Below are 22349 nucleotides of genomic sequence, written 5' to 3' on the forward strand. Positions count from 1 at the left end.
TAGCCGCTGTTTTCAGGCCACGGCCGTCCAAGGCATGAGTTCGGCGACGTTGTTGGCGGGGTGACCGTTGGCGAGCTCGGAGAGCGTCCTGGTCAGCCATTCGTGCGGGTTGACGGCGTTGAGCTTGCAGCATGCGATGAGGGGGGCGATCACCGCCCAGTTGTCACCGCTTTCGTCTGATCCGGCGAACAGGGCGTTTTTGCGATTGAGTGCCAGGGGCCTGATCGATCGCTCGACGGTATTGCTGTCCAGATCGATGCAGCCGTCATCAAAGAACCGGGCGAGGTCTTCCCATCGGGTGAGCGCATAGCGGATCGCCTCGCCGAGCCTGCTCTTGGCGCTGAGCTGGCGGAGCCGACCTTCGAGATAGAGGTGGAGATCGTCGACGATGACGCGGCTGCGGGCGGCGCGCGCGGCGCGGCGCTGCTCGGGCGAGGATCCGCGCACTTCATCCTCGATGGCATAGAGCGAGGCGATCTGGCGCAGTACCTCGGTCGCGACCGGCGAGCTGTCGGCCAACGCATAGAACTTGCGCCGGACATGCGCCCAGCAGAAGGCGAGTCTGACGTGCAGCCGGCGCCGGGCGAGAACCGCATAGCCGCCATAGCCGTCAACTTGCAGGATGCCGGCGAAGTCCCCGAGATGGGCCTCGGGCCGGTCGGCCTTCCGGTCGGCGGCATAGACATAGGCGACCATCGGACGACTGACGCCGCCCCATGGCCGATCGTCGCGGGCATAGGCCCATAGCTGGCCGGTCTTGGTCCGGCCGCGCCCCGGATCGAGCACCGGTGCCGTCGTCTCGTCGGCGAACAAGCGCTCGGAGTGCCGCAGCCCATCCTGGATATGGTCGCGCAGCGGCCGCAGATACCAGGCCGCCCGGCCAACCCAGTCGGCCAGCGTCGAACGGTCGAGCTGGACGCCCTGCCGGGGATAGATCTGCGCCTGGCGGTAGAGCGGCAGATGATCGGCATACTTGGCGACCAGCACTTGGGCGATCAGCGCTTCGGTGGGGATGCCGCCCTCGACGATGCGGGCCGGCGCTGGCGCCTGAACCACCGCGCTCTCGCACGAGCGGCAGCCGTAGCGCGGCCAGCGGGTGACCAGCACCCGGAACGTGATCGGCACAACGTCGAGCCGCTCGGCTACATCCTTGCCGATCTGGTGGAGCGCGCCGCCGCAGCAGGGGCAGGCCCTGATACCATCAATCTCCTCGACATCGACGAACTGCTCGATCCGTTCGAGGTGCGCGGGCAGCGAGCCACGGTTGGTCTTGCGCGGCCGATCGGCAGGGGCGCGCACTGTCTTCGCCAAGCCAGCAGCCTCGGCATGGGCCAGTGCCGTCTCGGCATCCTCGAGCCCCAGCTGGAGCTGATCGGGATCGAGTTGCTCGGAACGACGCCCGAAGCGATGGCGCTGGAAAGCATCGATGATCGCTCGCAGGCGCTCGACCTCGGCGTCGGTGCTCTCAAGCTTGCGGGCCTGGTCGAGGACGAGCGCGCGGAGCGCATCAACGTCGTCGGGAAGGTCCGCCTCCATCCGCATGGAGGCAGTGAATCAACCGATCACGGCCCCGTCAACCGGCAATCCGAGGCGCCTGCGGTCGGCGTCCGCCATGCACGCGACGCCAGTCCAGACCCTCCAGAAGAGCGCCGAGCTGCGCCGCCGTCCGGCGCATAACGCCATCCCGGATACCGGGCCACTTGAAGCCGCCGGCCTCGAGCTTCTTGGCCATCAGACACAGGCCGGTGCCGTCCCACCAGACCAGCTTGATCCGGTCCGCCCGCTTCGCCCGAAACACGTAGATCACGCCCGAGAACGGATCGCCGCCATATTCGGCCGTGACCAGTGCGGCCAAGGAATCCGCGCCCTTGCGGAAATCTACCGGGCGCGTCGCCACCATCACGCGAGCACCCGCGCCAGGTCCGATCACCGGGATGCCTTGAGCGCATCGATCACCGCCGTAATCAGACCTGTATCGGCGCCGCGCGCGATCTTCACCGCGATACCGTCGATCTCCAGTTCGATGGCGCTGCCAGGCGATCGCCGCTGGCGGCGTGAGCGCTTGGCCCTAGGAGCCGAAGCGCTAGGTAGAGCCGACTCGATCATCGCCGGAACGAACGAAGGCGCCTGCGCCAGCGCCAGACCCTGGTCCTCCAACTGCTTACGCAGCTGCCGGCGCCATCCAAAAAGCTGCGACGCAGCCAGCCCATGCCGTCGCGCCACGGCGCTGACGCTCTCCAATCCCGAATAGCTCTCCGCGACAATAGCCGCCTTCGCCTCAGGCGACCACTCGCGACGCTTGCCCACGCCCGTGAATACCTCAAGGCGCCGCACGCCGCTGGTGCCAGCATCGTCACCTGACATCATCATAGCACCAGCCTCCTCCCGCCCGATCACCGCGCGGAGACTCGACGCTGCCCATCGCGCCCGCAAGGTGGGATCGAGGCTCCGCTTACGATGTACCGATCGAAACCTGCGCTGTTTTGCCTCGCGGGTGAGCAAGCATAGGCGCGACTCCGCACCCGCAAGTGCAGAATCAGGCCTTCGTTACCTATGTGTTACCTAGAACCAGGATGCGCCCTGTTAGGTAACACCCATTTTCCCGATTTTTATGGCGCGCCCGAGGTGAAAGCGCTGGGCACTCAGATCATTGGGAAATTGTGGTCGAATGCGTCTGTCGCGGGCGGAAAATCGCTGGCGCATCGACTGATCGCGGTACGTTCAATGCGCCGACGGCTCGCCGTCCGCTGCAGGGATGCGAAGTTCAAAACACGCCCCTTCGTCCGATTGGACGGCCATGAGAGTCGCATGATGCGCGGCGGCGATCTGGCGGGAAAGCGACAGGCCGATCCCCGAGCCGCCCTCCTTGGTCGTGAAGAAGGGCACGAAGACCTCGTCGATCCGGTCGACCGGAATGCCGGGTCCGTTGTCGCGAACCCGGAGTATCGTCTCCGTCTTTTCTGTTGTCAGCTCGATGGTGATCCGCGGCGATGGTTGGCCCCGTACGGCGTCGGCGGCGTTCTGGAGGAGATTGGCGAGCGCCCGCTCCAGCAGTTCCGGGTCCGCGATTATGCGCGCGGGCTCGGTCGGCAGGGAGAGGTCCAGGCGGATGCCGATGTCCTCCAAGGACATCGTCGATTGCGCCACGTCCGTCACCAGCACCGAAAGGTCGAACGCCTCCGGCACCGGCCTCGGCAGGTCGCCGAGCTGTCGATAGCGTTCGACGAAGCCGAGCAGATGCGTGGCACGGCGTTCGATCGTGGCGAGCGCACGCGCGGTCTGGGGAGGGTGATCGGGCAGGGCGGCGAGACTTTCGGTAAGCGAGACGATCGGCGCGAGCGCGTTCATCATCTCGTGGGTCAGCACGCGCGTCATGGCGTGCCACGCCTCGATCTCGACCGCGTCCAGTTCGCCTGCCACCCATTGCAGCGACAGGAGGCGCTGCGGCGCTGCACCCGGCGCGGTAAAGCTGCCGCACCAGACGAGGAGGTTGCGGCCGTCCTTCGCACGCACCAGGCGTCGCGCACCGGCGGGCAGTGCCTGAAGGATCGAGATCGTCCTCGGATCGAGTGCAGCCACATCTTCCAGCCGAGAAACCATGGCGCCCGCCATCCGCCGGGCCGCTCGATTGCACCGGACGATCCGGCCTTGTGCATCGAGCACGAAAAGCGCGGTTGCCACTGCGTCGAGGAGCGCGCGCAAATGCTCCGCTTCGCGCGCATCGTCCGTGGTTGTGGGGCGTGCCTGGAGGACGGGCTGCCGTGTCAGGCTGACGCACAGATCGGCAAGGGCGAGGAACGCGACGATCAGCAGCAGGCCGATGGTGGCGATGTGGTGCGAGGGCAGCAGCTGGATCGCGCCCCACAATGCCGCGCCTGCGATGACGAGGCGCCAGCCGACGGCGGAGACACGCGGATAGGCGGCCAGACTATCCATCGCGGGTGAGCCGGCGGTACAGCGCCTGCCGGGTGAGCCCCAGCGATGCCGCAGCACGGCTGATATTGCCTTCGTGGCGCTGGAGGGCTTCGGCGATGGTGGATTGCTCCACGGCCGCGAGCGTCGGGGCGCGGCGCCGCGCTTCGGTGCGGGCGATCGCGTCGCGCACGGCGGCGATCAACTGGGCGTTGCGCCAGGGCTTGAGCAGGAAATCGTCGCCGCCCTGCTTCATCGCCCGCACCGCAAGGCTCACGCCGCCATAGGCGGTGAGGAACACCACGCCGAGGGCAGGATCGGCGCCGCGCAGGTCGGCGAGGGCCGCCAGCCCTGCTTCGCCGTCCCGAGCGCCTGCGAGGAAGTTCATGTCGAGCAACACCGCATCATAGCGGCGCCCCCGCACCATTTGCGCGGCTTCGGCGGGCGAGGTGGCTTCCTCGCAGCCGTTCACATGGGGCGCAAGCGCCAGCGCCGCCGCTTGGCGAACGTCGGGATCGTCGTCGACGATGAGGATGCGGGCGTCGTTCATCGGCGCCGATGGTAGGTTCAGCTGCTAGCCGCGCGCAACTGTACGAATCCGGACGGCATCGGAGCGCGAGCGGCGTTCTCCGTCGACTAAGTGTCTGCCGCTGCGTGTTTTTTCTTGTGGGCCTCAGCGGATATGATGGCGTGGTGTCGTCCATGGACCATCCGATCGCCACGCCCTGGTGGCAGCGCCCGCGCCGAAGCAGCTGGATTGCTGCCCTCGCGATGCTGGCTTTGCTGGTCGGTATCGCCGCGCTGGTGCATGGGGCGGGTGCCCGGACACTCACCGTCGCCGCCGGCACGGTGACGCTCGCCACGGCGCGGGTGGAGCTGTTTCGCGATGTCGTCGCGGTCCACGGCACGCTGCAGCCGCGCGAGATCCTCTATCTGGACGCAGTCTCCGGCGGGCAGGTCGCGCAGATCTTCGCGCAGCCGGGCGACCGCGTGACGGCCGGGCAGCCGCTGGTCGTGTTTCGCAATGCGCAACTCGTGCGGGACGTGCTCGACAATGCGGGGCGCCTCGTTGAATCCATCACCCAGGTGCAAAGCTTCGAAACCCAGCTCGAGACCAACCGCGCGACCAACGACAAGACGCTGACCGAACTCGCGGCCAGCGTCGCGACGCTGGAGGCCAAGGCCGCACGCATCGACGCGCTCACCGCGCGCGGCTTTTATCCCAGGGGCGACGCCGAGGCGCTGCACATCGATCTCGCGCGCTATCGCCGCCTCCTTGCCGTGCAGCAGGCGACCAACCAGCGCCAGGAGCGGCTGCGCGCAGCCCAGCTCCCCCGCCTGCGCAGCGAGCAGGAAAGCCTCAGCCGCAGCCTCGATGCGACGCATGCCCAGCTCGATGACCTGATCGTACGGGCCCCGGTGACCGGCACGCTCACCCAGATCGACCTCAAGCCGGGGCAGAACCGCAATCGCGGGGATCGGCTGGCCGAGATTACCAGCGATGCCGGTTTTCGCGTGGTTGCCGCAATCGACGAATACTACCTGCCGCGGGTCCGAGCCGGGCTGGACGCTGCGCTGGCCTTTGGCGGGCGGAGCCTTGCAGGGCGGGTCACCCGCGTGCGCCCGGAGGTGAAGAATGGCGCGTTCACCGTCGAGATCGACTTCCTGGGCGCGCAGCCCAGCGGCGCCACCCCCGGCGCAGCGATCGACGGCGAGTTGACGCTCGGGCTGGATCGCCGCGCGCTGGTGCTGCCCGCCGGCGCCGCCGCGCAGGGAAGCGGGGACCTGTTCGTGCTCGCGGCCGATGGCCGCAGTGCCCGGCGCGCCCCGGTGCGCTTCGGCCGTCGTAACCCCCGCCAGGTCGAGATCCTCGCCGGCTTGCAGGCGGGACAGCGCGCCATCGTTTCGGATACTTCCAACTGGTCGCGGATCGACCGCGTCCTCCTTACCGACTGAGGCAGACCCATGCTGACGCTTACCGACCTGCGCAAAAGCTTCCGTACCTCCGAGGTCGAGACGCGCGCGCTCGACGCCGTCTGCCTGGAGGTGGGCGCGGGCGAATTCGTCGCGATCATGGGCCCCTCCGGCTGCGGCAAGTCGACGCTGCTCAACATCCTCGGCTTTCTCGATGCGCCGAGCGGCGGTTCCTACCGGCTGCTTGGCGAGGAAGTGGCGGGGCGTTCCGAGCGGGAACGGACGCGGTTGCGCCGCGCGCATATCGGCTTCGTGTTCCAGAGCTTCAATCTGGTCGACGAACTGACCGTGGAAGAGAATGTCGCGATCGGCCTGCTCTATCGCAGCGGTGGCGCCGCCGCGAAACGAAGGATCGGCGAGGCGCTGGAGCAGGTGGGGATCGCCCACCGCGCCCGGCACCGACCGCAGCAATTGTCCGGCGGTCAGCAGCAGCGCGTGGCGATCGCGCGCGCGCTGGTGGCCGAGCCCAAACTGATCCTGGCGGACGAGCCGACCGGCAATCTCGACAGTGCCAATGGCGAACAGGTGATGGGCCTGCTCAAGGATGCGGTGGCAGCGGGCACGACCGTGGTGATGGTCACCCACTCGCCGCTCCACGCCGCCGAGGCACAGCGGACGGTCCGGATGCTCGATGGTCGCGTGGTCAGCGAGACGCTGCTGTGAAGCTCCGGCATTTCCTCATCGCCGGGTGGCGGGCGGCGCTGGGCGCGCGGACGCTGTCGCTGATCGCGCTGCTCGGGCTCGTCGTGGGGCTGACCGCAGCGATCCTGATGCTGATCGTGGTCCGAGGCGCTTTGCAGCAGAACGACTTCGTTCCGGCGCGCGACCGGACCTATCTGGCGACTTCCACCTTCCTGATGCCCGGGGGCGCGCTTGCGATCGAAGAGCGGACGAGCGGGTTGGCGGCGCCCCTCGTCGCGGGCCGGCTGGCCTCGATCGAGGCCTGGGCGCGGCTTGCCGAGGACGAGGTTGCCATCCGCCGCGGTGCCGTCGAGCGCAAGGAGACGATCTACTGGGCCGACCCTTCGATTGCTGACGTCGTGCCGCGCCCGGTGCTGCGTGGCGATCTGGCCGCGACGCTGGCGCGGCCCGACGGTGTAGCGATGACCGCCGAGGCGGCACGCCGCTGGTTCGGACGTTCGGACGTGCTGGGCGCGCCGCTCACCATCGCTGGGCGCGCAATGACGGTTGGGGCCATTCTTGCCGATCTCCCGCCCGGTGCGACCGACTGGACCCATGACATTCTGGCCTCGTCGCGCAATGCCGCGTCGGTCCTCCATGGCCTCGCGCGCCCGGCAGATGGTGGGTTCAGAACCGAATCCCGGACCTATTTCCGCCTCCGCCCCGGAATTTCCGCCACAGAGGCGGCGCGCCAGATGCGCCCGCTGATCGCGACATTGATGCCGCCGGAAATACAGGAAATCTATCGCATGGGGCTGGTGCGGGTCGATCGGCTGGCGCTCGATGCCGATCTGCATCCCGGCGCGCGCGACCGGCTGATCACCGGCTCGCTGATCGCGGGGCTGGTGCTGTTCGTGGCGGTGGCCAACACGGTCAACCTGGCGCTGGCGCGCGCCGGGCGGCGGCGCAAGGAGATCGGCGTCCGCAAGGCGGCTGGAGCGGGCCGTTGGGATATCGCGTTGCAGTTTCTCGGCGAGGCGGTGGCGGCCACGCTGATCGCGGCGCTGCTGGCGCTGGTCGCCAGCGAATGGCTGCTGCCGCCGCTCAACGCCTTTCTCGATACCAATGCCACGATCGACTATGCGCAGGCGCCCTTGCTGACGCTCGGGATTATCGCGGGCGCGGTCATCGTCGGGCTGCTCGCCGGCGCTTATCCGGCGCTGGTCGTCTCGCGACTGTCGCCCGCAACGATCTTGCGGCCGGACGGCCGAACCAGCGATGGCGGTACCAGGGTCCGCGCGGTGCTGGCGACGCTGCAGTTCGCGGTGCTGATCGGCCTGTTGATCGCCACCGGCATCGTCTACCAGCAGCGCCGTTTCGCGATGGCGCAGGGCACGGGGGCGGATATCGCGCAGATGCTCACGGTCGATGCGGAGTGCCCGCCGGGCTTCGTCGCGGAGGCGGCGCGCCTGCCTGGCGTGCAGGGCGCCGCATGCCACGGATCGGAGTTCGTGACGGGCAAGGGTGGATCGTTCATCGAGCTGGGGGGGCGACCTGTCCAGATCATCGTCGCGGCGGCACTTCCGGCCACGTATGCGCTTTATGGAGTCCCGCCGATCGCCGGTTCGCTCGCAGGAATGCCGCCGCAGGGCGAGCCCCAGGTGCGTCGCATCGTCCTCAACGAAGCGGCGGTGAAGGCGTTGGAGTTGGGGTCGCCGCGTGAGGCGGTTGGCCAGCGCGTGCCCGTGACAAACTTCTCGCCATTCACCGAGGGCGAACAGATCGGTGTGGTTGTGGCCGTCGTGCCGAACTTCCAGTTCACCTCGGCCGAACTGGCGGCCAAGCCTACCGTCTATATCGACGCCCCGCGACGGGTGGGACCGCGTGCGGGCATGGTGTCGATCCGCCTGTCCGGCAGGCAGGTGCCGGAGACGCTCGCAGCGATCGATCGCGTGTGGCGGGAAACCGGCGGGCAAGGGGCGATCCGGCGCCGCTTCCTTTCCGATCGCATGGAGGAGCTGTACCGCGATCTCGAACGCGGCATGCAGTTGTTCGCGATCTTCGCCGCGCTGGCGGTGCTGCTGGCGGCTGCCGGCATGGTTGGCATCGCCATCGCCACGACCGATCGCCGCACGAAGGAGATTGGCATTCGCAAGGCGATGGGCGCGAGCATGGGGCAGGTGCTCTGGCTGCTACTCCGCCAGCTTACACGGCCAGCACTGCTGGCCAACCTCGCCGCCTGGCCGGTCACCTGGTGGGCGATGCAGCGCTGGCTGAACGGCTATGCCTATCGCATCGACATGCCGCTATGGTTGTATCCTGCGGCGGGCGGTGCAGCGTTCGTCGTGGCGGTCGCGAGCATCGGCGTGCTGGCAGGGGCCGCCGCCCGTCGGGCGCCTATCGTTGCACTACGGTATGAATAGACGACGCGCCGAAGTGCGCGGCCACTTGCACGTCCCCCGCTCAATGAGGCGTTCACAGCCTCGGTACGGCATTCGGTGCCCATCGCTGTTCGACGGGGTTTGCTCAAACGGATGGTAATCCATGGTCTTTTCGGAACTGGCGCGCCCGAGGTGAACGTGCTGGGCACCTAGGTCATTGGGAAATTCGGCTTCCAACAGACCGGCATAGACGTGGTGTGCGTCATGTGTAGGGATCTGAAGCTAGGTCAGCGGCCGGTGAGCGTGGACCAATCCAGCGCGAAGCGGGCTAGATATTTCCGCAGTCGGTCCGCATCGTTGGCGGATGTTCTGCGGGTGCGGGATGCGACGAACAAGGTTCGCCCGGCTTCTGAAAGCGAACGGCTTCGGCGGCAGGTTTGGACGACTGCGGCGAGTTGCACGCGGTCGAAGGGGTCGACTTCCGCCAGCGCCGCCGGCGTCAGCACTTCTGCCAGAATATCGCTTTCATCCTGGCCCTGCCCGGACCACAGGCGAGCCAGCCGGTGGACTTCCGCCTCGACGGCGTCGGTGTCGATCCGCCCCTTGGCACTGAGGGTGGCCATGCGGGTGACGCTTGCCGACAGGTCGCGGAAATTGCCCGGCCAGCGCGCCTCCGGGCTGGTGGCGAAGGCGAGATAGCGCTGGCGGGCCTCCTTGTTGAAGCCCATCCGGATGCCTTCGCGCTCGGCGAAGCGATCGAGCTCATAGTCGAGGTTGGGCTCGATGTCCTCTCGGCGCTCGGCGAGGCCCGGGAGCTGAAAGGTCCAAAGGTTGAGCCGTGCGTAGAGATCGTCGCGGAAGCCGCCCGCCGCCACCGCCGCGCCGAGGTCGCGGTTGGTGCCGGCGATCAGCTGGAAGTCCGAGGCGACTTCCTTGTCCGATCCGACAGGGAGGAAGCGCTTGTCCTCGATGGCGCGCAGGATCATCGCCTGCTCGTCCGAGCCGAGTTCGCCGATTTCGTCGAGGAACAACATCCCCTTGTCGGCAGTCCGCAGCAGCCCCGTGCGATCGCCGACCGCGCCGGTGAACGCGCCCTTGCGGTGCCCGAACAGCGCCGACATCGCCCCGTCGCCCTTCAACGTCGCGCAATTCACTTCGACGAACGGCCCGGCGATCTGATGCTTCAGCCGCTTCAGTTCGTAGATGCGGCGTGCGAGCTGGCTCTTGCCCGCGCCGGTGGGCCCGGTGAGCAGGATGGGCGCCTTGGAGCGCAGTGCGACGCGTTCGATTTCGTCGATCATTCGGTTGAAGGCCGGGTTGCGCGTCTCGATGCCCGATTTGAGGAACGACGTGCCTTCCTGCGCGGCGACGGCGAAGCGCGTGGCGATGCTGTCGTAGCGCGACAGGTCTAGATCGATCGTGTTCCAGGTGCCGGCGGGGTTCAGCGTGCCGCGCTCCGGCTGGGTCTGGAGCAGGCGGCCCGGCAGATACCGCGCCTCGGTCAGCAGGAAGAGGCAGATCTGCGCGACGTGCGTGCCGGTGGTGATGTGGACCAGATACTCCTCGGCCTCAGGGTCGAACGGCTCGGCACGGGCGAAGTCGAGCAGCTTGCCGTACACTTCCTCGAAATCCCAAGCGTCATGGAAGTCGAGCACGCGCAGATCCACTCGCGTCTCGGGCGAGACGGAGACCACGTCCTCCGCAACATATTCCGCCAGCCGGCGATGCTGCGAGCCGTGGATCAGAAGGAGCCGATCAACGCGCAGATCCTCATGCATGGCAAGGCCGACGGTGGGGCGCCACTTGTTCCAGCGCGAGGGGCCGAACTTGCTCGCATCGAGAGTAGAGCCGAGAAAGCCAATTACAGTCAGCGGTTTCATGTTTATCCCATAGGATAAAATACGATCCAATGCGATCGTATTTTTCCGATGCGATCTCGAGCTGACATGCCGGCGCATTGGATCTCGAGATGTAAAAAATGTTTTAAAGTCAATGTAATGATAGATTTCTTCGACCTTGATGCCACGACTTGGCACGCCTTCTGCAAAGTACCTGGCATCGGATCGGGCGCTTCCTGGATCCGATGGCGCGGAAGAACGGGGCGGCCGGAATGGGCCGGCCGCCCCCGGATCCGCAGGAAGGATACAAGGCAATGGCAAACAAGGGACTTTTCGCCTCGGCGATCGCGAAGCTGCTTCCGGCAGCCGATACGCGCAACCATGAAGGCGCCCCGGCCTATGCCTATGGCCCGCAGGCGAAGCTCGCCCAGCTGGCCGTTACCGGCACGCTCAGCGAGACCTTCTATGCGACCGCCGAGGCGCAGCTTTCGGACGTGATCGCCGCCGCCCAGGCGTGCGATCCGGGCTTCGTCGCCAAGGCTGCGGTCTATGCCCGCCGCTCGGGCGCGATGAAGGACATGCCGGCGCTGTTAGCGGCCTATCTCACCGTGGCCGATCCGGACCTGGCGGTCCTTGTCTTCGGCCGCGTGATCGACAATGGCCGGATGCTGCGCAGCTATGTGCAGATCCTGCGCTCCGGGCAGGTCGGCCGGACGTCGCTTGGCACCCGGCCCAAGCGGCTGGTGCAGGGCTGGTTGGAACGCGCCTCGATCCGCGACCTGATGGCCGCGGCGACGGGCCGCGATCCCAGCCTGGCGGACATCGTCAGGATGGTGCACCCCAAGCCCGCCGATGCCGAGCGGCGCGCCTTTTACGGCTGGCTGATCGGCAAGCCCTATGACGTGGCCGCGCTGCCGGCGGAGATCGCCGCGTTCGAGGCGTGGAAGACGGACCGTTCGCGACCACTGCCGCCGGTGCCGTTCGAATGGCTGACCGCCTTCGAACTGACCGCCGCGCAGTGGGCGGAGCTTGCCGGCGCGATGGGCTGGCAGGCGCTGCGGATGAACCTCAACACGCTGGCGCGCAACGGCGCGTTCGACGTGGAGGGGGTGACGGAGCGGGTGGCCGAACGGCTGCGCGATCCGGCTGCGATCGCCCGGGTGAAGCCGACTCCGTACCAGCTCCAGATGGCGCTGGCGGCGGCGGACGAGGCCGTGCCGCTGACCGTGCAGGCCGCGCTGGAGGATGCGCTCGAAAAGTCGCTGGCCCGCGTGCCGGCGGTGGCGGGTCGGGTGATCGTCTGCCCCGACGTGTCGGGGTCGATGGCCTCGCCGGCGACGGGGGTCCGCAAGGGCGCGTCGTCGAAGGTGCGGTGCATCGATGTCGCGGCGCTGGTCGCGGCGGCGATGCTGCGGACCAACCGCGATGCAAAGGTGCTGCCGTTCGAACAGGGCGTGGTGAAGCTCAAGCTCGATCCCAAGGCGCGCGTCGCGGTGAATGCTGCGAAGCTCGCCGCGGTGGGCGGGGGCGGCACCAACGTCTCGGCACCGCTCGCCTTGCTGAACATGCTGGGTGAGAAGGTCGATCTGGTCGTGATCGTCTCGGACAACGAGTCCTGGGTCGATGCGACGCGCGGCGGTGCCACGGCGACGCTGCGCGAATGGGATCGGCTGAAGCGGCGTTGCCCAGGGGCCAAGCTCGTCTGCGTCGACATCGCGCCCTATGGCACGACCCAGGCGCAGAGCCGGGCGGACATCCTCAACATCGGGGGCTTCTCCGATGCGGTGTTCGACGGGATCGCACGCTTCGCCGCCGGCGAGACGCGCGACTGGGTGGGCATCGTCGAGGCAGTGGAGGTGTAACGAACAGGGTCGTGGCGAATGCTGGCGGGACTACATGTCACCAGAGGGGCCCGACGAGTAAAGCGCCCGCGCAAGCGGGAGATGCGGGTTCGAACCCCGCCGCCGACACGTAGCTTAAGGGCCACGTCTCGCCGTTCTCGTCGCCACGACCCACTACGAACGATCTGGCGAATGCCGGGAAGGACTACATGTTAATGCGACGGTCGCGGGTTCGAATCCCGCTCGTGCCGAAGGGCGCGGTAGCTCAGCGGATAGAGCATCGTCCCTTCGGGGGGTCTTTTCCAATCCTCGTCGCCAAGCCGACACCATGCTGGCGAATGCCGGTGGGACTACATCCAGGACCTTGCGATGCCGGTTCGAACCCGGCCGGGCCGTCTCGGTCCGTAGCTCAAACGGATAGAGCACAAGGCACGTCTCACCACCCTCTGGTCGCCAGCATCCGATTTCCGGCGAATGCCGCGTTGGACTACATCCTGTCACGATGCCTCTTCGGAGGACCGTCTTTCGCAATGTTCGTCGCCGGAGCCGCAATGGAAGCAGCACAGCCGGCGAATGCCGGCGGGACTACAGGTAGAGCACCCGCAGCGATGCGGGAGGTCGGCGGTTCAAGTCCGCCTCCGGGCAACCGGATAGCTCAGCGAAAATGTCTCGTCACGCCTCGTCGCCGGCACCCGAAGAGCCAAGGAGGTCAACATGACCACGACCTATGACTATCAGCACGTCGAAGGCGGTGTGCCGATCAAGATGTGGACGCGCGGCGTGCCGGTGGAAGACGGCGCGCGCGCCCAGCTCACCCGCGCGGCGCAGATGCCGTTCGTGTTCAAACACGTAGCGGCGATGCCCGACGTGCATGTCGGCATCGGCGCGACCGTCGGCTCGGTGATCCCGACCAAGGGCGCGGTGATCCCGGCGGCGGTGGGCGTCGACATCGGCTGCGGCATGATGGCCGCGCGCACTTCGCTGATGGCAAGCGACCTGCCCGATAACCTTGAGGGCATCCGCTCGGCGATCGAGCAGGCGGTGCCGCACGGCCGCTCGGTCGGCCGCGGGCAGCGCGACCATGGCTCGTGGGGCGCGCCGCCCCCGGCGATCGTCGAGGCCTGGGCGACGCTCTCCGCCCGCTTTCAGCGCATCACCGACAAGTACCCGCGGCTGAAGAACACCAACAACCTCAGCCATCTGGGGACGCTCGGCACGGGCAACCACTTCATCGAACTGTGCCTGGACCAGGAGCAGCGCGTCTGGGTGATGCTCCATTCGGGCTCGCGCGGCGTCGGCAACGCGATCGGCACCTTCTTCATCGAACTGGCGAAGCAGGACATGCGCAAGTGGCACATCAACCTGCCGGATCAGGACCTCGCCTATTTCCCGGAAGGGACCGACCATTTCGACGATTATGTCGAGGCGGTCGGCTGGGCGCAGGACTATGCCGCGCTCAACCGGCGGATGATGATGACCAACGTCATCGCCGCCCTGCGCGGGCAGATCGCCATGCCGTTCGATGCCGAAATGGAAGCGGTGAACTGTCACCACAACTATGTGACGCGCGAGAACCATTTCGGCGAGAATGTGCTGGTCACCCGCAAGGGGGCGGTGCGCGCGGCCAAGGGTGTGCTGGGGATCATCCCGGGATCGATGGGCGCCAAGTCGTTCATCGTGCGCGGGCTGGGCAACCCGGAGTCGTTCGACAGCTGCAGCCATGGCGCGGGGCGCGTGATGTCGCGCACTGCGGCCAAGAAGCTGGTGACGCTCGACGAGCATATCGCCGACACGGCGGGCGTCGCCTGCCGCAAGGACGAAGGCGTGATCGACGAGACGCCCAAGGCCTATAAGCCGATCGAAGCCGTGATGGCTGCCCAGGCCGATCTGGTGGAGATCGTCCACACCTTGAAGCAGGTGGTGTGCGTGAAGGGGTAACCCTTCGCGCGCATCCCGCGCCTGAAAATACGGATACGGATCATGACCTTCCAAGGGGCGATCGCCCCCGACATCCGTCGCGAGATCGAAACGCGGCTCGCCGACATCGAGGCGCGCGAAGGCGTGCGCCTGCTGCTCGCGATCGAATCGGGTTCGCGTGCCTGGGGATTTCCGTCCCCCGACAGCGACTATGACGTGCGCTTTCTCTATCTGCGGCCGCGCGACTGGTATCTGTCGCTCGCGCCGGGGCGCGACGTGATCGAGCAGCCGATCGTCGACGACATCGATCTCAATGGCTGGGACATCCGCAAGGCGCTGGGGCTGCTGCTCCGCTCCAACGCCACCGTGAGCGAGTGGATGGAGTCGCCGATCCACTATCGACCCGCCGATCCGTTCATGGCGCAACTGGCGGCGCTGGCGGACGACCTGCTCAACCCGCGCGCGCTCGCGCACCATTATGCGAGTGCCGGGCGCCAAGCGGCCGAGCGCTGGCTGGACGGCGACGAGGCGGTGCCGGTGAAGAAGTATTTCTATGCGCTGCGCCCGGCGCTCACCATCCGCGCGCTCCGCGTGAACCCGACCGCGCGGCCGCCGATGAACCTGCAGGCGCTGGTCGCGGTCAGCGATCTGCCGGCGGCGCTGGCGGGGCAGATTGCCGAGCTCGTCGAAGCGAAGGCGCGCACCAACGAGCGGGCGAACGGCACCCGTCTGCCCGATCTAGATGCACTGATCCGCAGCGAACTGGAGCGGGCCGGTGAATTGCCGGTCCGCGCCCTGCGCGACGACTTCGTCGGCCGCGCGAATGCACTTTTTCTGGAAATGGCAAACACATGATCATCATCGACGGATCGCAAGGCGAGGGCGGGGGGCAGGTGGTGCGCAATGCGTGCGCGCTGTCGCTGGTCACCGGCCAGCCCTTCCGCATCACCAATGCGCGCGGCAACCGCGAGAAGCCGGGGCTGATGCGCCAGCACGTCACCGCGATCGAGGCCGCGTGCGCGATCGGCGGGGCGACCTGCGAGGGCGTGGCGGTGGGCGCGGCCGATTTCAGCTTCATAGCCGGCAAGGTCGTGTCGGGCGAATACAAGTTCGCGGTCGGCACTGCCGGCAGCACCGGGCTGGTGCTCCAGACGCTGCTGATGCCGCTGCTGCTGGCAGACGGGCCGTCGCGGCTCGTGCTCGAAGGCGGCACGCACAACATGCTGGCGCCGCCCTTCGAGTTCGTCGCCAAGGCCTTCGCGCCGGTGCTCCGCCGGATGGGCGCGCAGATCGAACTGCGACTGGTGCGCCACGGCTTCTACCCGCGCGGCGGCGGGCGGATCGAGGTGGACATCTCGCCGGGTGCGCTGGCGCCGATCGACTGCATTGATCGCGGCGGGCTTCGTTCGGTATCCGCGAGAGCGCTGTTCGCGGCGCTGCCGTTCAACATCGCCGAACGCGAGCTCGCAACGGCGCGCCGGCTGCTGCCGGATTGGCCGGAGACCGCGTTCGCCGTGCGGCAGCTGCCCGACGAACAGGGGCCGGGCAACGTGCTGCTGCTGGAGGCCGCGTTCGAGCAGGCGACCGAGATCGTCAGCGGCTTCGGCCGGCTGGGCATCTCGGCGGAATCGCTCGCCAAGACGGCGGCGCATCGCATGGCAGGGTATCTGGCGTCGGAGGCGTTCGCAGGACCGTATCTGGCGGACCAGCTGCTGCTGCCCTTCGCGCTCGCCGGCGGCGGCAGCTTCACCACGGTGAAGCCGAGCCAACACGCGCTGACGGCATGCGACATCATCGCGCGCTTTACCGGGCGTCGGTGGCGGTTCGAGCAACAGCCGAACGGCTGTCATCTGGCGCGAGAGAGGACGCGATAATCGAACGATGGGCCCAGTGAGGCATTGCCCATTGCTTTCCGGCTGGGTGGCACAGGAACTGGCAGAAAACAGTCCATAATCAGGCAATGGCGCGCCCGGCTGGATTCGAACCAGCGGCCCCAAGCTTAGAAGGCTCGTGCTCTATCCGACTGAGCTACGGGCGCGCGCTGGATGTGCCTTTAGGCGCAGATTGCACGGCAAGCAAACGCCTCGCATAGTACAGCGCAATGAACATACCGAGCCGCCCCGCCCACGTCTCCGCCCGCAGCCTCGCCGGCGAGCATTTCCGCTATTTCGACTTCGTGATGGCCGCCTTCGTCGCGATCATCCTGCTGTCCAACGTCATCGGCGCGGGCAAGGTCGCGCAGGTGTGGCTGCCGGGGGTGGGCTATTGGCCGTTCGGGGCGGGGATCCTGTTCTTCCCGATTTCCTATATCATCGGGGACGTGCTGACCGAGGTCTATGGCTATGCCCGCGCGCGGCGCGTGATCTGGGCGGGGACGGCCGCGGTCCTGTTCATGGCGTTCATGGCGTGGGTGGTGGTGAAGCTGCCGCCTGCGCCCGACTGGACGAACCAGGCAGCCTATGAAGTGATCTTCGGACAGGTGCCGCGCATCGTCCTGGCCTCGGTCGTTGCGTTCTGGGCGGGCGAATTCGTCAACTCCTATGTCCTTGCGCGGATGAAGCTGTGGACCGGTGGGCGGATGCTGTGGACCCGCACGATCGGCTCGACCATTGCCGGCCAGGCGATGGACAGCCTGATCTTCTACCCGCTCGCCTTTCTGCGGGCCGAGGGCTGGACGGACGCGCTGGTGCTGAAAGTACTCGTCACGCAATGGGTGCTGAAGGTGAGCTGGGAGGTGCTGCTGACGCCGCTGACCTATGTGGTGGTCGGGTTCCTGAAGCGGGCGGAGGGCGTCGATGTGTTCGACGAGGGCACCGACTTCACGCCCTTCGCCACCCGGGTCTGATCGCGGCCGGCCGCAAGCCGGCACCGCCCAGCGGCGCTGAAACCAAATCTTTCTGGCGTTCCGTACAAATCCCCGCATGCTGGTGGGAAATCGATACCCAAGGATTCCCGTGCTCGCGATCAATCCGCTTTATTCCATCGCCGGGGTGCTCGTTGGGTTGCTGGTCGGCCTGACCGGCGTCGGCGGCGGCTCGTTGATGACGCCGCTGCTGGTGCTCGCCTTCGGCTTCCACCCGGCGACCGCGGTGGGAACCGACCTGCTCTACGCCTCCGCCACCAAGACGGTGGGGGCAGGGGTCCACGGCCTGCACGGCACGATCGACTGGAAGGTCGTACGGCGGCTCGCCTATGGCAGCGTGCCGGCAACCGCGCTGACGCTGCTGCTGCTGTCCCACGCGCAGGAGCAGGCCAAGGGCAGCGGGAGCCTGATCACGGTGACGCTCGGCGTGGCGCTGGTGGTGACGGCAGTCGCCACCTTCTTCCGCAGCCGCCTCGTTGCGGTCATGGCGCCGCGGTTCGAGCGGCTGGGGGAGGCGCGGATCGGCTATGTCACCATTGCGCTCGGCGCGCTGCTCGGCCTGCTGGTATCGCTGACCTCGGTAGGGGCGGGGGCGCTGGGGATGACCGCGCTGCTGATGCTCTACCCGCACCAGGCCGTGAACAAGCTGGTCGGATCCGACATCGCCCATGCCGTGCCGCTCACGCTGCTCGCCGGGCTGGGCCACTGGGTGCTGGGGTCCGTCAACGGATCGCTGCTGCTCTCGCTGCTCGCCGGATCCGTGCCGGGAATCATCCTCGGCAGCCTGCTGGCGACGCGTACGTCGGACAAGGTGTTGGTGCCGATCCTTGCCGCGACACTGGCGGTGGTCGGGCTGAAGATGCTGTTCTGACAACAAAAAGGGCCGCGGTCGGCAGACCGCGGCCCTTTTTCGAAAGCCCGTGGCGATCAGGCGACCGCGGCGAGCAGTCCCTCGAACAGCCGGCGGCCGTCATCGCCGCCATGCGCGGCTTCGATCTTGCGCTCAGGGTGCGGCATCATGCCGAGCACGTTGCCGGCGGCGTTCATCACGCCGGCGATGTTCCGGGCCGATCCGTTGATGTTCTCGCCATAGCGGAACGCCACGCGGCCTTCGCCTTCGAGCCGGTCCAGCGTCCCGGCATCGGCGAAGTAATTGCCGTCATGGTGCGCGACGGGGATCGAGAGCGTCTCGCCGGCTGTATAGGCATTGGTGAAGATCGACTGGCTGTTCTCGACCGTCAGCGGCACGTCGCGGCAGACAAAGTCGAGCCCGGCATTGCGCATCAGTGCGCCCGGCAGCAGCCCGGTCTCGGTGAGGATCTGGAAGCCGTTGCAGATGCCGATCACCGGCGTCCCGCGATTGGCCGCCGCGATCACCGCCTGCACCACCGGCGAGCGCGCCGCGATGGCGCCGCAGCGCAGATAGTCGCCATAGGAGAAGCCGCCGGGCAGGGCGATCAGGCCCAGGCCCTCCGGCAGTTCGCTGTCGCCATGCCACACCATGTGCGGCTTGCTGCCGGTCACGCTCTCCAGCGCGACCGCGATGTCGCGATCGCAGTTGGAGCCGGGGAAGACGATGACCGCGGTCTTCACAGCTTTTCGACCCGGTAGTTCTCGATCACCGTGTTGGCGAGCAGCTTGCGGCACATTTCGTCGATTGCGGCGTCGCTGGTCGAATCGGCGACGTCCAGCTCGAAGATCTTGCCGGCGCGGACATCCTCGACGCCCTCGAAACCGAGGCCGCCAAGCGCGTTCTGAATGGCCTTGCCCTGCGGATCGAGCACGCCGTTCTTCAAGGTGACGATGATGCGGAGTTTCATGGGCGCGCCTATGACGCGGCGGGGCAAAAGTCGCAATCGGAAATCGTGGGGCGAGGCATGAAGATCCTCCCCTGCAAGGGGAGGTGTCGCGAAGCGACGGAGGGGTGAAAACGGCGAAGGGGCGCCCCCCCCTTACCAGCGGGGACACCCCTCCGTCATGCCTGCGGCATGCCACCTCCCCTTGCAGGGGAGGATCGGCGCGGACTTACTTCCCCCGCTTCTTGCGGTGCGTCTCGAGGTCGAGCACGTCCGAGGCGTCGCCCTCGGGGAACAGGCCGAGGCGGCGCGCCACTTCCTGATAGGCCTCGACTTCGCCGCCCAGATCGCGACGGAAGCGATCCTTGTCGAGCTTCTCGCCGGTGGTGATGTCCCACAGGCGGCAGCCGTCCGGGCTGATCTCGTCCGCCAGGATGATCCGGGGATATTCGTTTTCCCAGATCCGGCCGAACTCCAGCTTGAAGTCGACCAGGCGAATGCCGATGCCGGCGAAGAGCCCAGAGAGGAAGTCGTTCACGCGGATGGCCATGTCGGCCATGTCGTGCAGTTCTTCCTGGCCGGCCCAGCCGAACGCCAGGATATGTTCGTCGGTGACCATCGGGTCACCGAGGGCATCGTCCTTGTAATAATATTCGACGATCGTGCGGGGGAGCGGCGTGCCTTCCTCGATGCCGAGCTTCTTCGCCAGCGAGCCGGCGACGACGTTGCGCACCACGACTTCGATCGGCACGATCTCGACCTGCCGGATCAGCTGCTCGCGCATGTTGAGGCGGCGGATGAAGTGAGTCGGGATGCCGATGCCGCCGAGCAGCGTGAACACATGCTCGCTGATGCGGTTGTTGAGCACGCCCTTGCCGTTGATCGTGCCCTTTTTCTGGGCGTTGAAGGCGGTTGCGTCGTCCTTGAAATACTGGATCAGCGTGCCGGGCTCCGGACCCTCGTAGAGAATCTTAGCCTTGCCTTCGTAGATTTGCCGGCGGCGTGCCATGTCGGCCTAGTCCCTTGGAAATGCGTTGCCCCGGCTCCACGGGATTTCTCCGCGTGACCGCCGGGGCTGGAAGGCCTCGCCCTATACCGCAAGGGGGGCGGGGGTGCAATGCGGCGTCGTTCCCAAAGCGGGCTGGCGTGTCAGGCCGCGCGGTTGCGGCGTCGGAGCAGGGTCACGAGGGCGATTCCGGCACCGACTACGGCACCCCAGGGCAGCAGATAGATGGCTAGCGACAGCAGGAACTGCATGCCCCCGATGAAGGCCGAGGCCGAGCCCTGCACCGCCTCGCCCAGCGCCGCGCCGATGTTGGCGCCGGAGGCCGGTGCGGCGAGCGGCTGATAGTGGATTTCCACCTCGGCCATTGCCACGCGCCCCTGGAGTTCGCGTTGCCAGGCGCGGGCCTTGTCGAGCTCTTCCTGCGCGGAGGCGACGGTGCGTTCGGCCTCGATCAGCTCGGGCACGGTGCCCTTGCGGGTCCGCAGCGTCTCGGTGAGTCGCGCGACCAGCAATTCGCGCTGGTGGATGCGTGCGGCCGTGTCGGTCAGGTCCTTCGACACGTCGTCGCCGGCGACATTGGTGTTGAGCGCACGACCGCCGGCGGCGGTGACCTGGCGCGCGGCTTCGCCAGTGAAATAGGTCGCGTCCGCACTGGCGACGCGCAGCTTCAGCACGGCGCTGCCCGCACGGCCTTCGGCATCGTCGCGAGTGAGCGACAGCAGCTGGCACCGTGCGGGCCCGAGCCGGTCGCACAGCGTGCGATGCGCCTCCTGCGTCTCCGCCAGCTTCGCGTCGGGCAGCAGGAAGCTCAAAGAATAATGATAGGCGAGCTGGGGCAGGGTGACCTTGAGCGGCTCGGCGCCCGGCTTGTCGGGCGTCTCTGCCGCCACCGTGTCGCCCTGCTGGCCGGAACTGCCGTCATTGCTGGAGCAGGCCGCGAGCAGCGCGGCGGAACCAAGCACGAGAAATTTGCGCATCGACATCCCCTTGCATGTGCCCGGTCTGGGCACATGCAAATCCCATCATTGGACTAGGACAAAGTCAAGCCACATTATTGCCGTAAATGAGGCGAGATTGTGGCATGGACTCCGGCGCCCAAATTCGAGGATCTCCCACCGATGCGAGGCCGGTCGTCCTAAGATGGGAAGGAACACGGGCAGCGATGGACAGGGACGATGACGCGCTTCGGCAAGGCGGCGCTGGTGGGGCTGGATCATACGCCTGAGGCCGGCATTAAGCCGTTCACGGACCAGGTGGCCGCCGGCCTGCGGTGCAACAGCCGGTTGGCCCGGTGGCGGCATCTGGCGTTCTACAACTATGCCTTCAACTACATCTTCTGGCTGCGCACCAAGTCCAACGATCCCGCCAGGCTGCGCACGCTCGGCCGGCTTGAGCGCTGGGTCCGCGCGCCGCTGGCGCGGGTCGGCCGCACGCCGCGTGCCGCCGAGTTTCGCGACATCGACTTCCACTTCGCCGAGAAGATGCTGGAGCCCGCGCTGGTCGACCGCATGGCCGCCGCGATGTTCGCGCCCCAGACGTTCAGCGACCCCTATCTGCCGGGCTTCGAGCATGTCGGCGCGCCCGAAGCGACCGACCATCCGTTCCTCTACATGGATCCGCAGCGGCTGTTCAGCGATCCGGCCTTCCTGGAGATCTGCGCCAACCCGGACCTGATCGCCTTTTGCCGCGAGGCGATCGGCCCGGGCGCGGCGCTCAGCTGGGCCTGGGCGTGGATCTCGCAGCCGGCGGGTTTCGCCTATCAGAACCAGAACTGGCACCGCGACTGTGCCGAGCCGCTCAACTTCATCCGCGTGTTCGTGCCGCTTTCGCCGATCGGATCGCGCGAGGACGGGCCGCTGGAGCTGATCCCCAGGACCTCGGGCCTGCGCGAATTCTACGACGTACGCCGTTTCTCCGATGCCGAACTGGATCCGCTCAAGCAGGCAAGCGGCGCCGGCGTGGTGCTGGCGGAGAAGGGCGACGTCTATTTCGTCAACACCTTCGCGCTGCACCGGGGCACGCCGCCGCTGCAGCGCCGGGGCATGCTCTCGCTGCTCGTCTCGCTCGGGCCGTCGCATCGGACGCCGATGATCCGGAAGCTCGAAAAGCGCGAAGTGCCCGAGCATCTGCGGCCGCTGATCGCGAAGAATCGGAGCTTCTTCCGCCACCTGATCGGCTGAGGTCGAAACAATTCGGATCA

General features: G+C 67.2%; 20 protein-coding genes and 1 tRNA gene. 10 read left to right on the forward strand and 11 right to left on the reverse strand.

The genetic code is table 11. From position 1 onward, the window contains the following. Window positions 1–12: 12 nt before the first annotated feature. The 5 genes from QZ814_RS04095 to QZ814_RS04115 all read right to left on the reverse strand — a co-directional run bounded on the left by QZ814_RS04095 (window position 13) and on the right by QZ814_RS04115 (window position 4462). Window positions 13–1542, reverse strand: a complete 1530-nt coding sequence (locus QZ814_RS04095) for an IS66 family transposase (RefSeq protein WP_294329818.1) — start codon at window positions 1540–1542, stop codon at window positions 13–15. A gap of 31 nt (window positions 1543–1573) precedes the next feature. After that, entirely contained in the window at window positions 1574–1900 is a 327-nt protein-coding gene (gene tnpB / locus QZ814_RS04100; RefSeq protein ID WP_294329819.1) for an IS66 family insertion sequence element accessory protein TnpB, read from the reverse strand. Between the two features lie 26 nt (window positions 1901–1926). Beyond that, on the reverse strand, window positions 1927–2370 hold the full coding sequence (locus QZ814_RS04105) for a transposase (RefSeq protein ID WP_294329820.1): 444 nt from the start codon (window positions 2368–2370) through the stop codon (window positions 1927–1929). Between the two features lie 351 nt (window positions 2371–2721). Next, the gene (locus QZ814_RS04110; protein WP_294329821.1) at window positions 2722–3936 is read right to left on the reverse strand and encodes a PAS domain-containing sensor histidine kinase; all 1215 of its coding nucleotides are present in this window, start codon (window positions 3934–3936) and stop codon (window positions 2722–2724) included. Then, a complete protein-coding gene (locus QZ814_RS04115) occupies window positions 3929–4462 on the reverse strand; it encodes a DNA-binding response regulator (RefSeq protein WP_294329822.1) in 534 nt (177 codons plus the stop codon). Before QZ814_RS04115 ends, QZ814_RS04110 begins: the two co-directional genes overlap by 8 nt. A gap of 140 nt (window positions 4463–4602) precedes the next feature. On the opposite strand from QZ814_RS04115, the gene QZ814_RS04120 reads away from it, so the two are divergent. From QZ814_RS04120 to QZ814_RS04130, 3 genes are read left to right on the forward strand one after another with little or no spacing between them, the layout of a single operon-like run. Further along, window positions 4603–5868, forward strand: coding sequence for an HlyD family efflux transporter periplasmic adaptor subunit (locus tag QZ814_RS04120; RefSeq protein ID WP_294329823.1), 1266 nt, complete (start codon window positions 4603–4605; stop codon window positions 5866–5868). A gap of 9 nt (window positions 5869–5877) precedes the next feature. Then, the gene (locus QZ814_RS04125; RefSeq protein ID WP_294329824.1) at window positions 5878–6549 is read left to right on the forward strand and encodes an ABC transporter ATP-binding protein; all 672 of its coding nucleotides are present in this window, start codon (window positions 5878–5880) and stop codon (window positions 6547–6549) included. Next, window positions 6546–8930: an ABC transporter permease gene (locus tag QZ814_RS04130; RefSeq protein WP_294329825.1), complete on the forward strand. Its 2385-nt coding sequence runs from the start codon at window positions 6546–6548 to the stop codon at window positions 8928–8930. Before QZ814_RS04125 ends, QZ814_RS04130 begins: the two co-directional genes overlap by 4 nt. A 245-nt stretch (window positions 8931–9175) precedes the next feature. Here the strand turns inward: QZ814_RS04130 and rtcR are convergent, their stop codons facing one another. Beyond that, on the reverse strand, window positions 9176–10768 hold the full coding sequence (gene rtcR / locus QZ814_RS04135; protein ID WP_294329826.1) for an RNA repair transcriptional activator RtcR: 1593 nt from the start codon (window positions 10766–10768) through the stop codon (window positions 9176–9178). A gap of 272 nt (window positions 10769–11040) precedes the next feature. Here rtcR and QZ814_RS04140 point away from each other — a divergent pair, with 272 nt between their 5' ends. The 4 genes from QZ814_RS04140 (at window position 11041) to rtcA (ending at window position 16358) form a co-directional block, all read left to right on the forward strand. After that, on the forward strand, window positions 11041–12588 hold the full coding sequence (locus QZ814_RS04140) for an RNA-binding protein (RefSeq protein WP_294329827.1): 1548 nt from the start codon (window positions 11041–11043) through the stop codon (window positions 12586–12588). A 693-nt stretch (window positions 12589–13281) separates the two neighbouring features. After that, the gene (locus QZ814_RS04145; RefSeq protein WP_294329828.1) at window positions 13282–14505 is read left to right on the forward strand and encodes an RtcB family protein; all 1224 of its coding nucleotides are present in this window, start codon (window positions 13282–13284) and stop codon (window positions 14503–14505) included. Window positions 14506–14547: 42 nt separating this feature from the next. After that, window positions 14548–15339, forward strand: a complete 792-nt coding sequence (locus tag QZ814_RS04150) for a nucleotidyltransferase domain-containing protein (RefSeq protein WP_294329829.1) — start codon at window positions 14548–14550, stop codon at window positions 15337–15339. Beyond that, window positions 15336–16358, forward strand: coding sequence for an RNA 3'-terminal phosphate cyclase (gene rtcA / locus QZ814_RS04155; protein WP_294329830.1), 1023 nt, complete (start codon window positions 15336–15338; stop codon window positions 16356–16358). Before QZ814_RS04150 ends, rtcA begins: the two co-directional genes overlap by 4 nt. A gap of 87 nt (window positions 16359–16445) precedes the next feature. Here rtcA and QZ814_RS04160 read toward each other — a convergent pair. Further along, a tRNA-Arg gene (locus QZ814_RS04160) sits at window positions 16446–16522 on the reverse strand. A gap of 63 nt (window positions 16523–16585) precedes the next feature. On the opposite strand from QZ814_RS04160, the gene QZ814_RS04165 reads away from it, so the two are divergent. Beyond that, window positions 16586–17329 carry a queuosine precursor transporter gene (locus QZ814_RS04165; RefSeq protein ID WP_294329831.1) on the forward strand — a complete coding sequence of 248 codons (744 nt, stop codon included), beginning with the start codon at window positions 16586–16588 and terminating at the stop codon, window positions 17327–17329. Window positions 17330–17438: 109 nt separating this feature from the next. Next, window positions 17439–18218, forward strand: coding sequence for a sulfite exporter TauE/SafE family protein (locus QZ814_RS04170; protein WP_294329832.1), 780 nt, complete (start codon window positions 17439–17441; stop codon window positions 18216–18218). A 56-nt stretch (window positions 18219–18274) separates the two neighbouring features. Here the strand turns inward: QZ814_RS04170 and purQ are convergent, their stop codons facing one another. The 4 genes from purQ to QZ814_RS04190 all read right to left on the reverse strand — a co-directional run bounded on the left by purQ (window position 18275) and on the right by QZ814_RS04190 (window position 21126). Then, on the reverse strand, window positions 18275–18940 hold the full coding sequence (purQ, locus tag QZ814_RS04175; RefSeq protein ID WP_294329833.1) for a phosphoribosylformylglycinamidine synthase subunit PurQ: 666 nt from the start codon (window positions 18938–18940) through the stop codon (window positions 18275–18277). Beyond that, a complete protein-coding gene (gene purS, locus QZ814_RS04180) occupies window positions 18937–19167 on the reverse strand; it encodes a phosphoribosylformylglycinamidine synthase subunit PurS (RefSeq protein ID WP_116468495.1) in 231 nt (76 codons plus the stop codon). The genes purQ and purS overlap by 4 nt, the downstream gene beginning before the upstream one ends. Before the next feature lie 205 nt (window positions 19168–19372). After that, complete coding sequence (gene purC / locus QZ814_RS04185) at window positions 19373–20152, reverse strand: phosphoribosylaminoimidazolesuccinocarboxamide synthase (protein ID WP_264608526.1); 780 nt, start codon at window positions 20150–20152, stop codon at window positions 19373–19375. Between the two features lie 140 nt (window positions 20153–20292). Beyond that, a complete protein-coding gene (locus tag QZ814_RS04190; RefSeq protein WP_294329834.1) occupies window positions 20293–21126 on the reverse strand; it encodes a DUF4349 domain-containing protein in 834 nt (277 codons plus the stop codon). Window positions 21127–21324: 198 nt separating this feature from the next. On the opposite strand from QZ814_RS04190, the gene QZ814_RS04195 reads away from it, so the two are divergent. After that, on the forward strand, window positions 21325–22329 hold the full coding sequence (locus tag QZ814_RS04195; protein WP_294329835.1) for a hypothetical protein: 1005 nt from the start codon (window positions 21325–21327) through the stop codon (window positions 22327–22329). The last annotated feature ends 20 nt before the right edge of the window (window positions 22330–22349 follow it).

The organism is uncultured Sphingomonas sp. (genome assembly GCF_913777625.1).
Taxonomy (GTDB): Bacteria; Pseudomonadota; Alphaproteobacteria; order Sphingomonadales; family Sphingomonadaceae; genus Sphingomonas.

Excerpts from the sequence above, each read along its gene's own strand:
- QZ814_RS04095 (WP_294329818.1), bottom strand. The coding sequence starts at position 1,542 with ATGCGGATGGAGGCGGACCTTCCCGACGACGTTGATGCGCTCCGCGCG.
- tnpB (WP_294329819.1), bottom strand. The coding sequence starts at position 1,900 with ATGGTGGCGACGCGCCCGGTAGATTTCCGCAAGGGCGCGGATTCCTTG.
- QZ814_RS04105 (WP_294329820.1), bottom strand. The coding sequence starts at position 2,370 with ATGATGATGTCAGGTGACGATGCTGGCACCAGCGGCGTGCGGCGCCTT.
- QZ814_RS04110 (WP_294329821.1), bottom strand. The coding sequence starts at position 3,936 with ATGGATAGTCTGGCCGCCTATCCGCGTGTCTCCGCCGTCGGCTGGCGC.
- QZ814_RS04115 (WP_294329822.1), bottom strand. The coding sequence starts at position 4,462 with ATGAACGACGCCCGCATCCTCATCGTCGACGACGATCCCGACGTTCGC.
- QZ814_RS04125 (WP_294329824.1), top strand. The coding sequence starts at position 5,878 with ATGCTGACGCTTACCGACCTGCGCAAAAGCTTCCGTACCTCCGAGGTC.
- rtcR (WP_294329826.1), bottom strand. The coding sequence starts at position 10,768 with ATGAAACCGCTGACTGTAATTGGCTTTCTCGGCTCTACTCTCGATGCG.
- QZ814_RS04140 (WP_294329827.1), top strand. The coding sequence starts at position 11,041 with ATGGCAAACAAGGGACTTTTCGCCTCGGCGATCGCGAAGCTGCTTCCG.
- QZ814_RS04145 (WP_294329828.1), top strand. The coding sequence starts at position 13,282 with ATGACCACGACCTATGACTATCAGCACGTCGAAGGCGGTGTGCCGATC.
- QZ814_RS04150 (WP_294329829.1), top strand. The coding sequence starts at position 14,548 with ATGACCTTCCAAGGGGCGATCGCCCCCGACATCCGTCGCGAGATCGAA.
- rtcA (WP_294329830.1), top strand. The coding sequence starts at position 15,336 with ATGATCATCATCGACGGATCGCAAGGCGAGGGCGGGGGGCAGGTGGTG.
- QZ814_RS04165 (WP_294329831.1), top strand. The coding sequence starts at position 16,586 with ATGAACATACCGAGCCGCCCCGCCCACGTCTCCGCCCGCAGCCTCGCC.
- purS (WP_116468495.1), bottom strand. The coding sequence starts at position 19,167 with ATGAAACTCCGCATCATCGTCACCTTGAAGAACGGCGTGCTCGATCCG.
- purC (WP_264608526.1), bottom strand. The coding sequence starts at position 20,152 with ATGGCACGCCGCCGGCAAATCTACGAAGGCAAGGCTAAGATTCTCTAC.
- QZ814_RS04190 (WP_294329834.1), bottom strand. The coding sequence starts at position 21,126 with ATGCGCAAATTTCTCGTGCTTGGTTCCGCCGCGCTGCTCGCGGCCTGC.
- QZ814_RS04195 (WP_294329835.1), top strand. The coding sequence starts at position 21,325 with ATGACGCGCTTCGGCAAGGCGGCGCTGGTGGGGCTGGATCATACGCCT.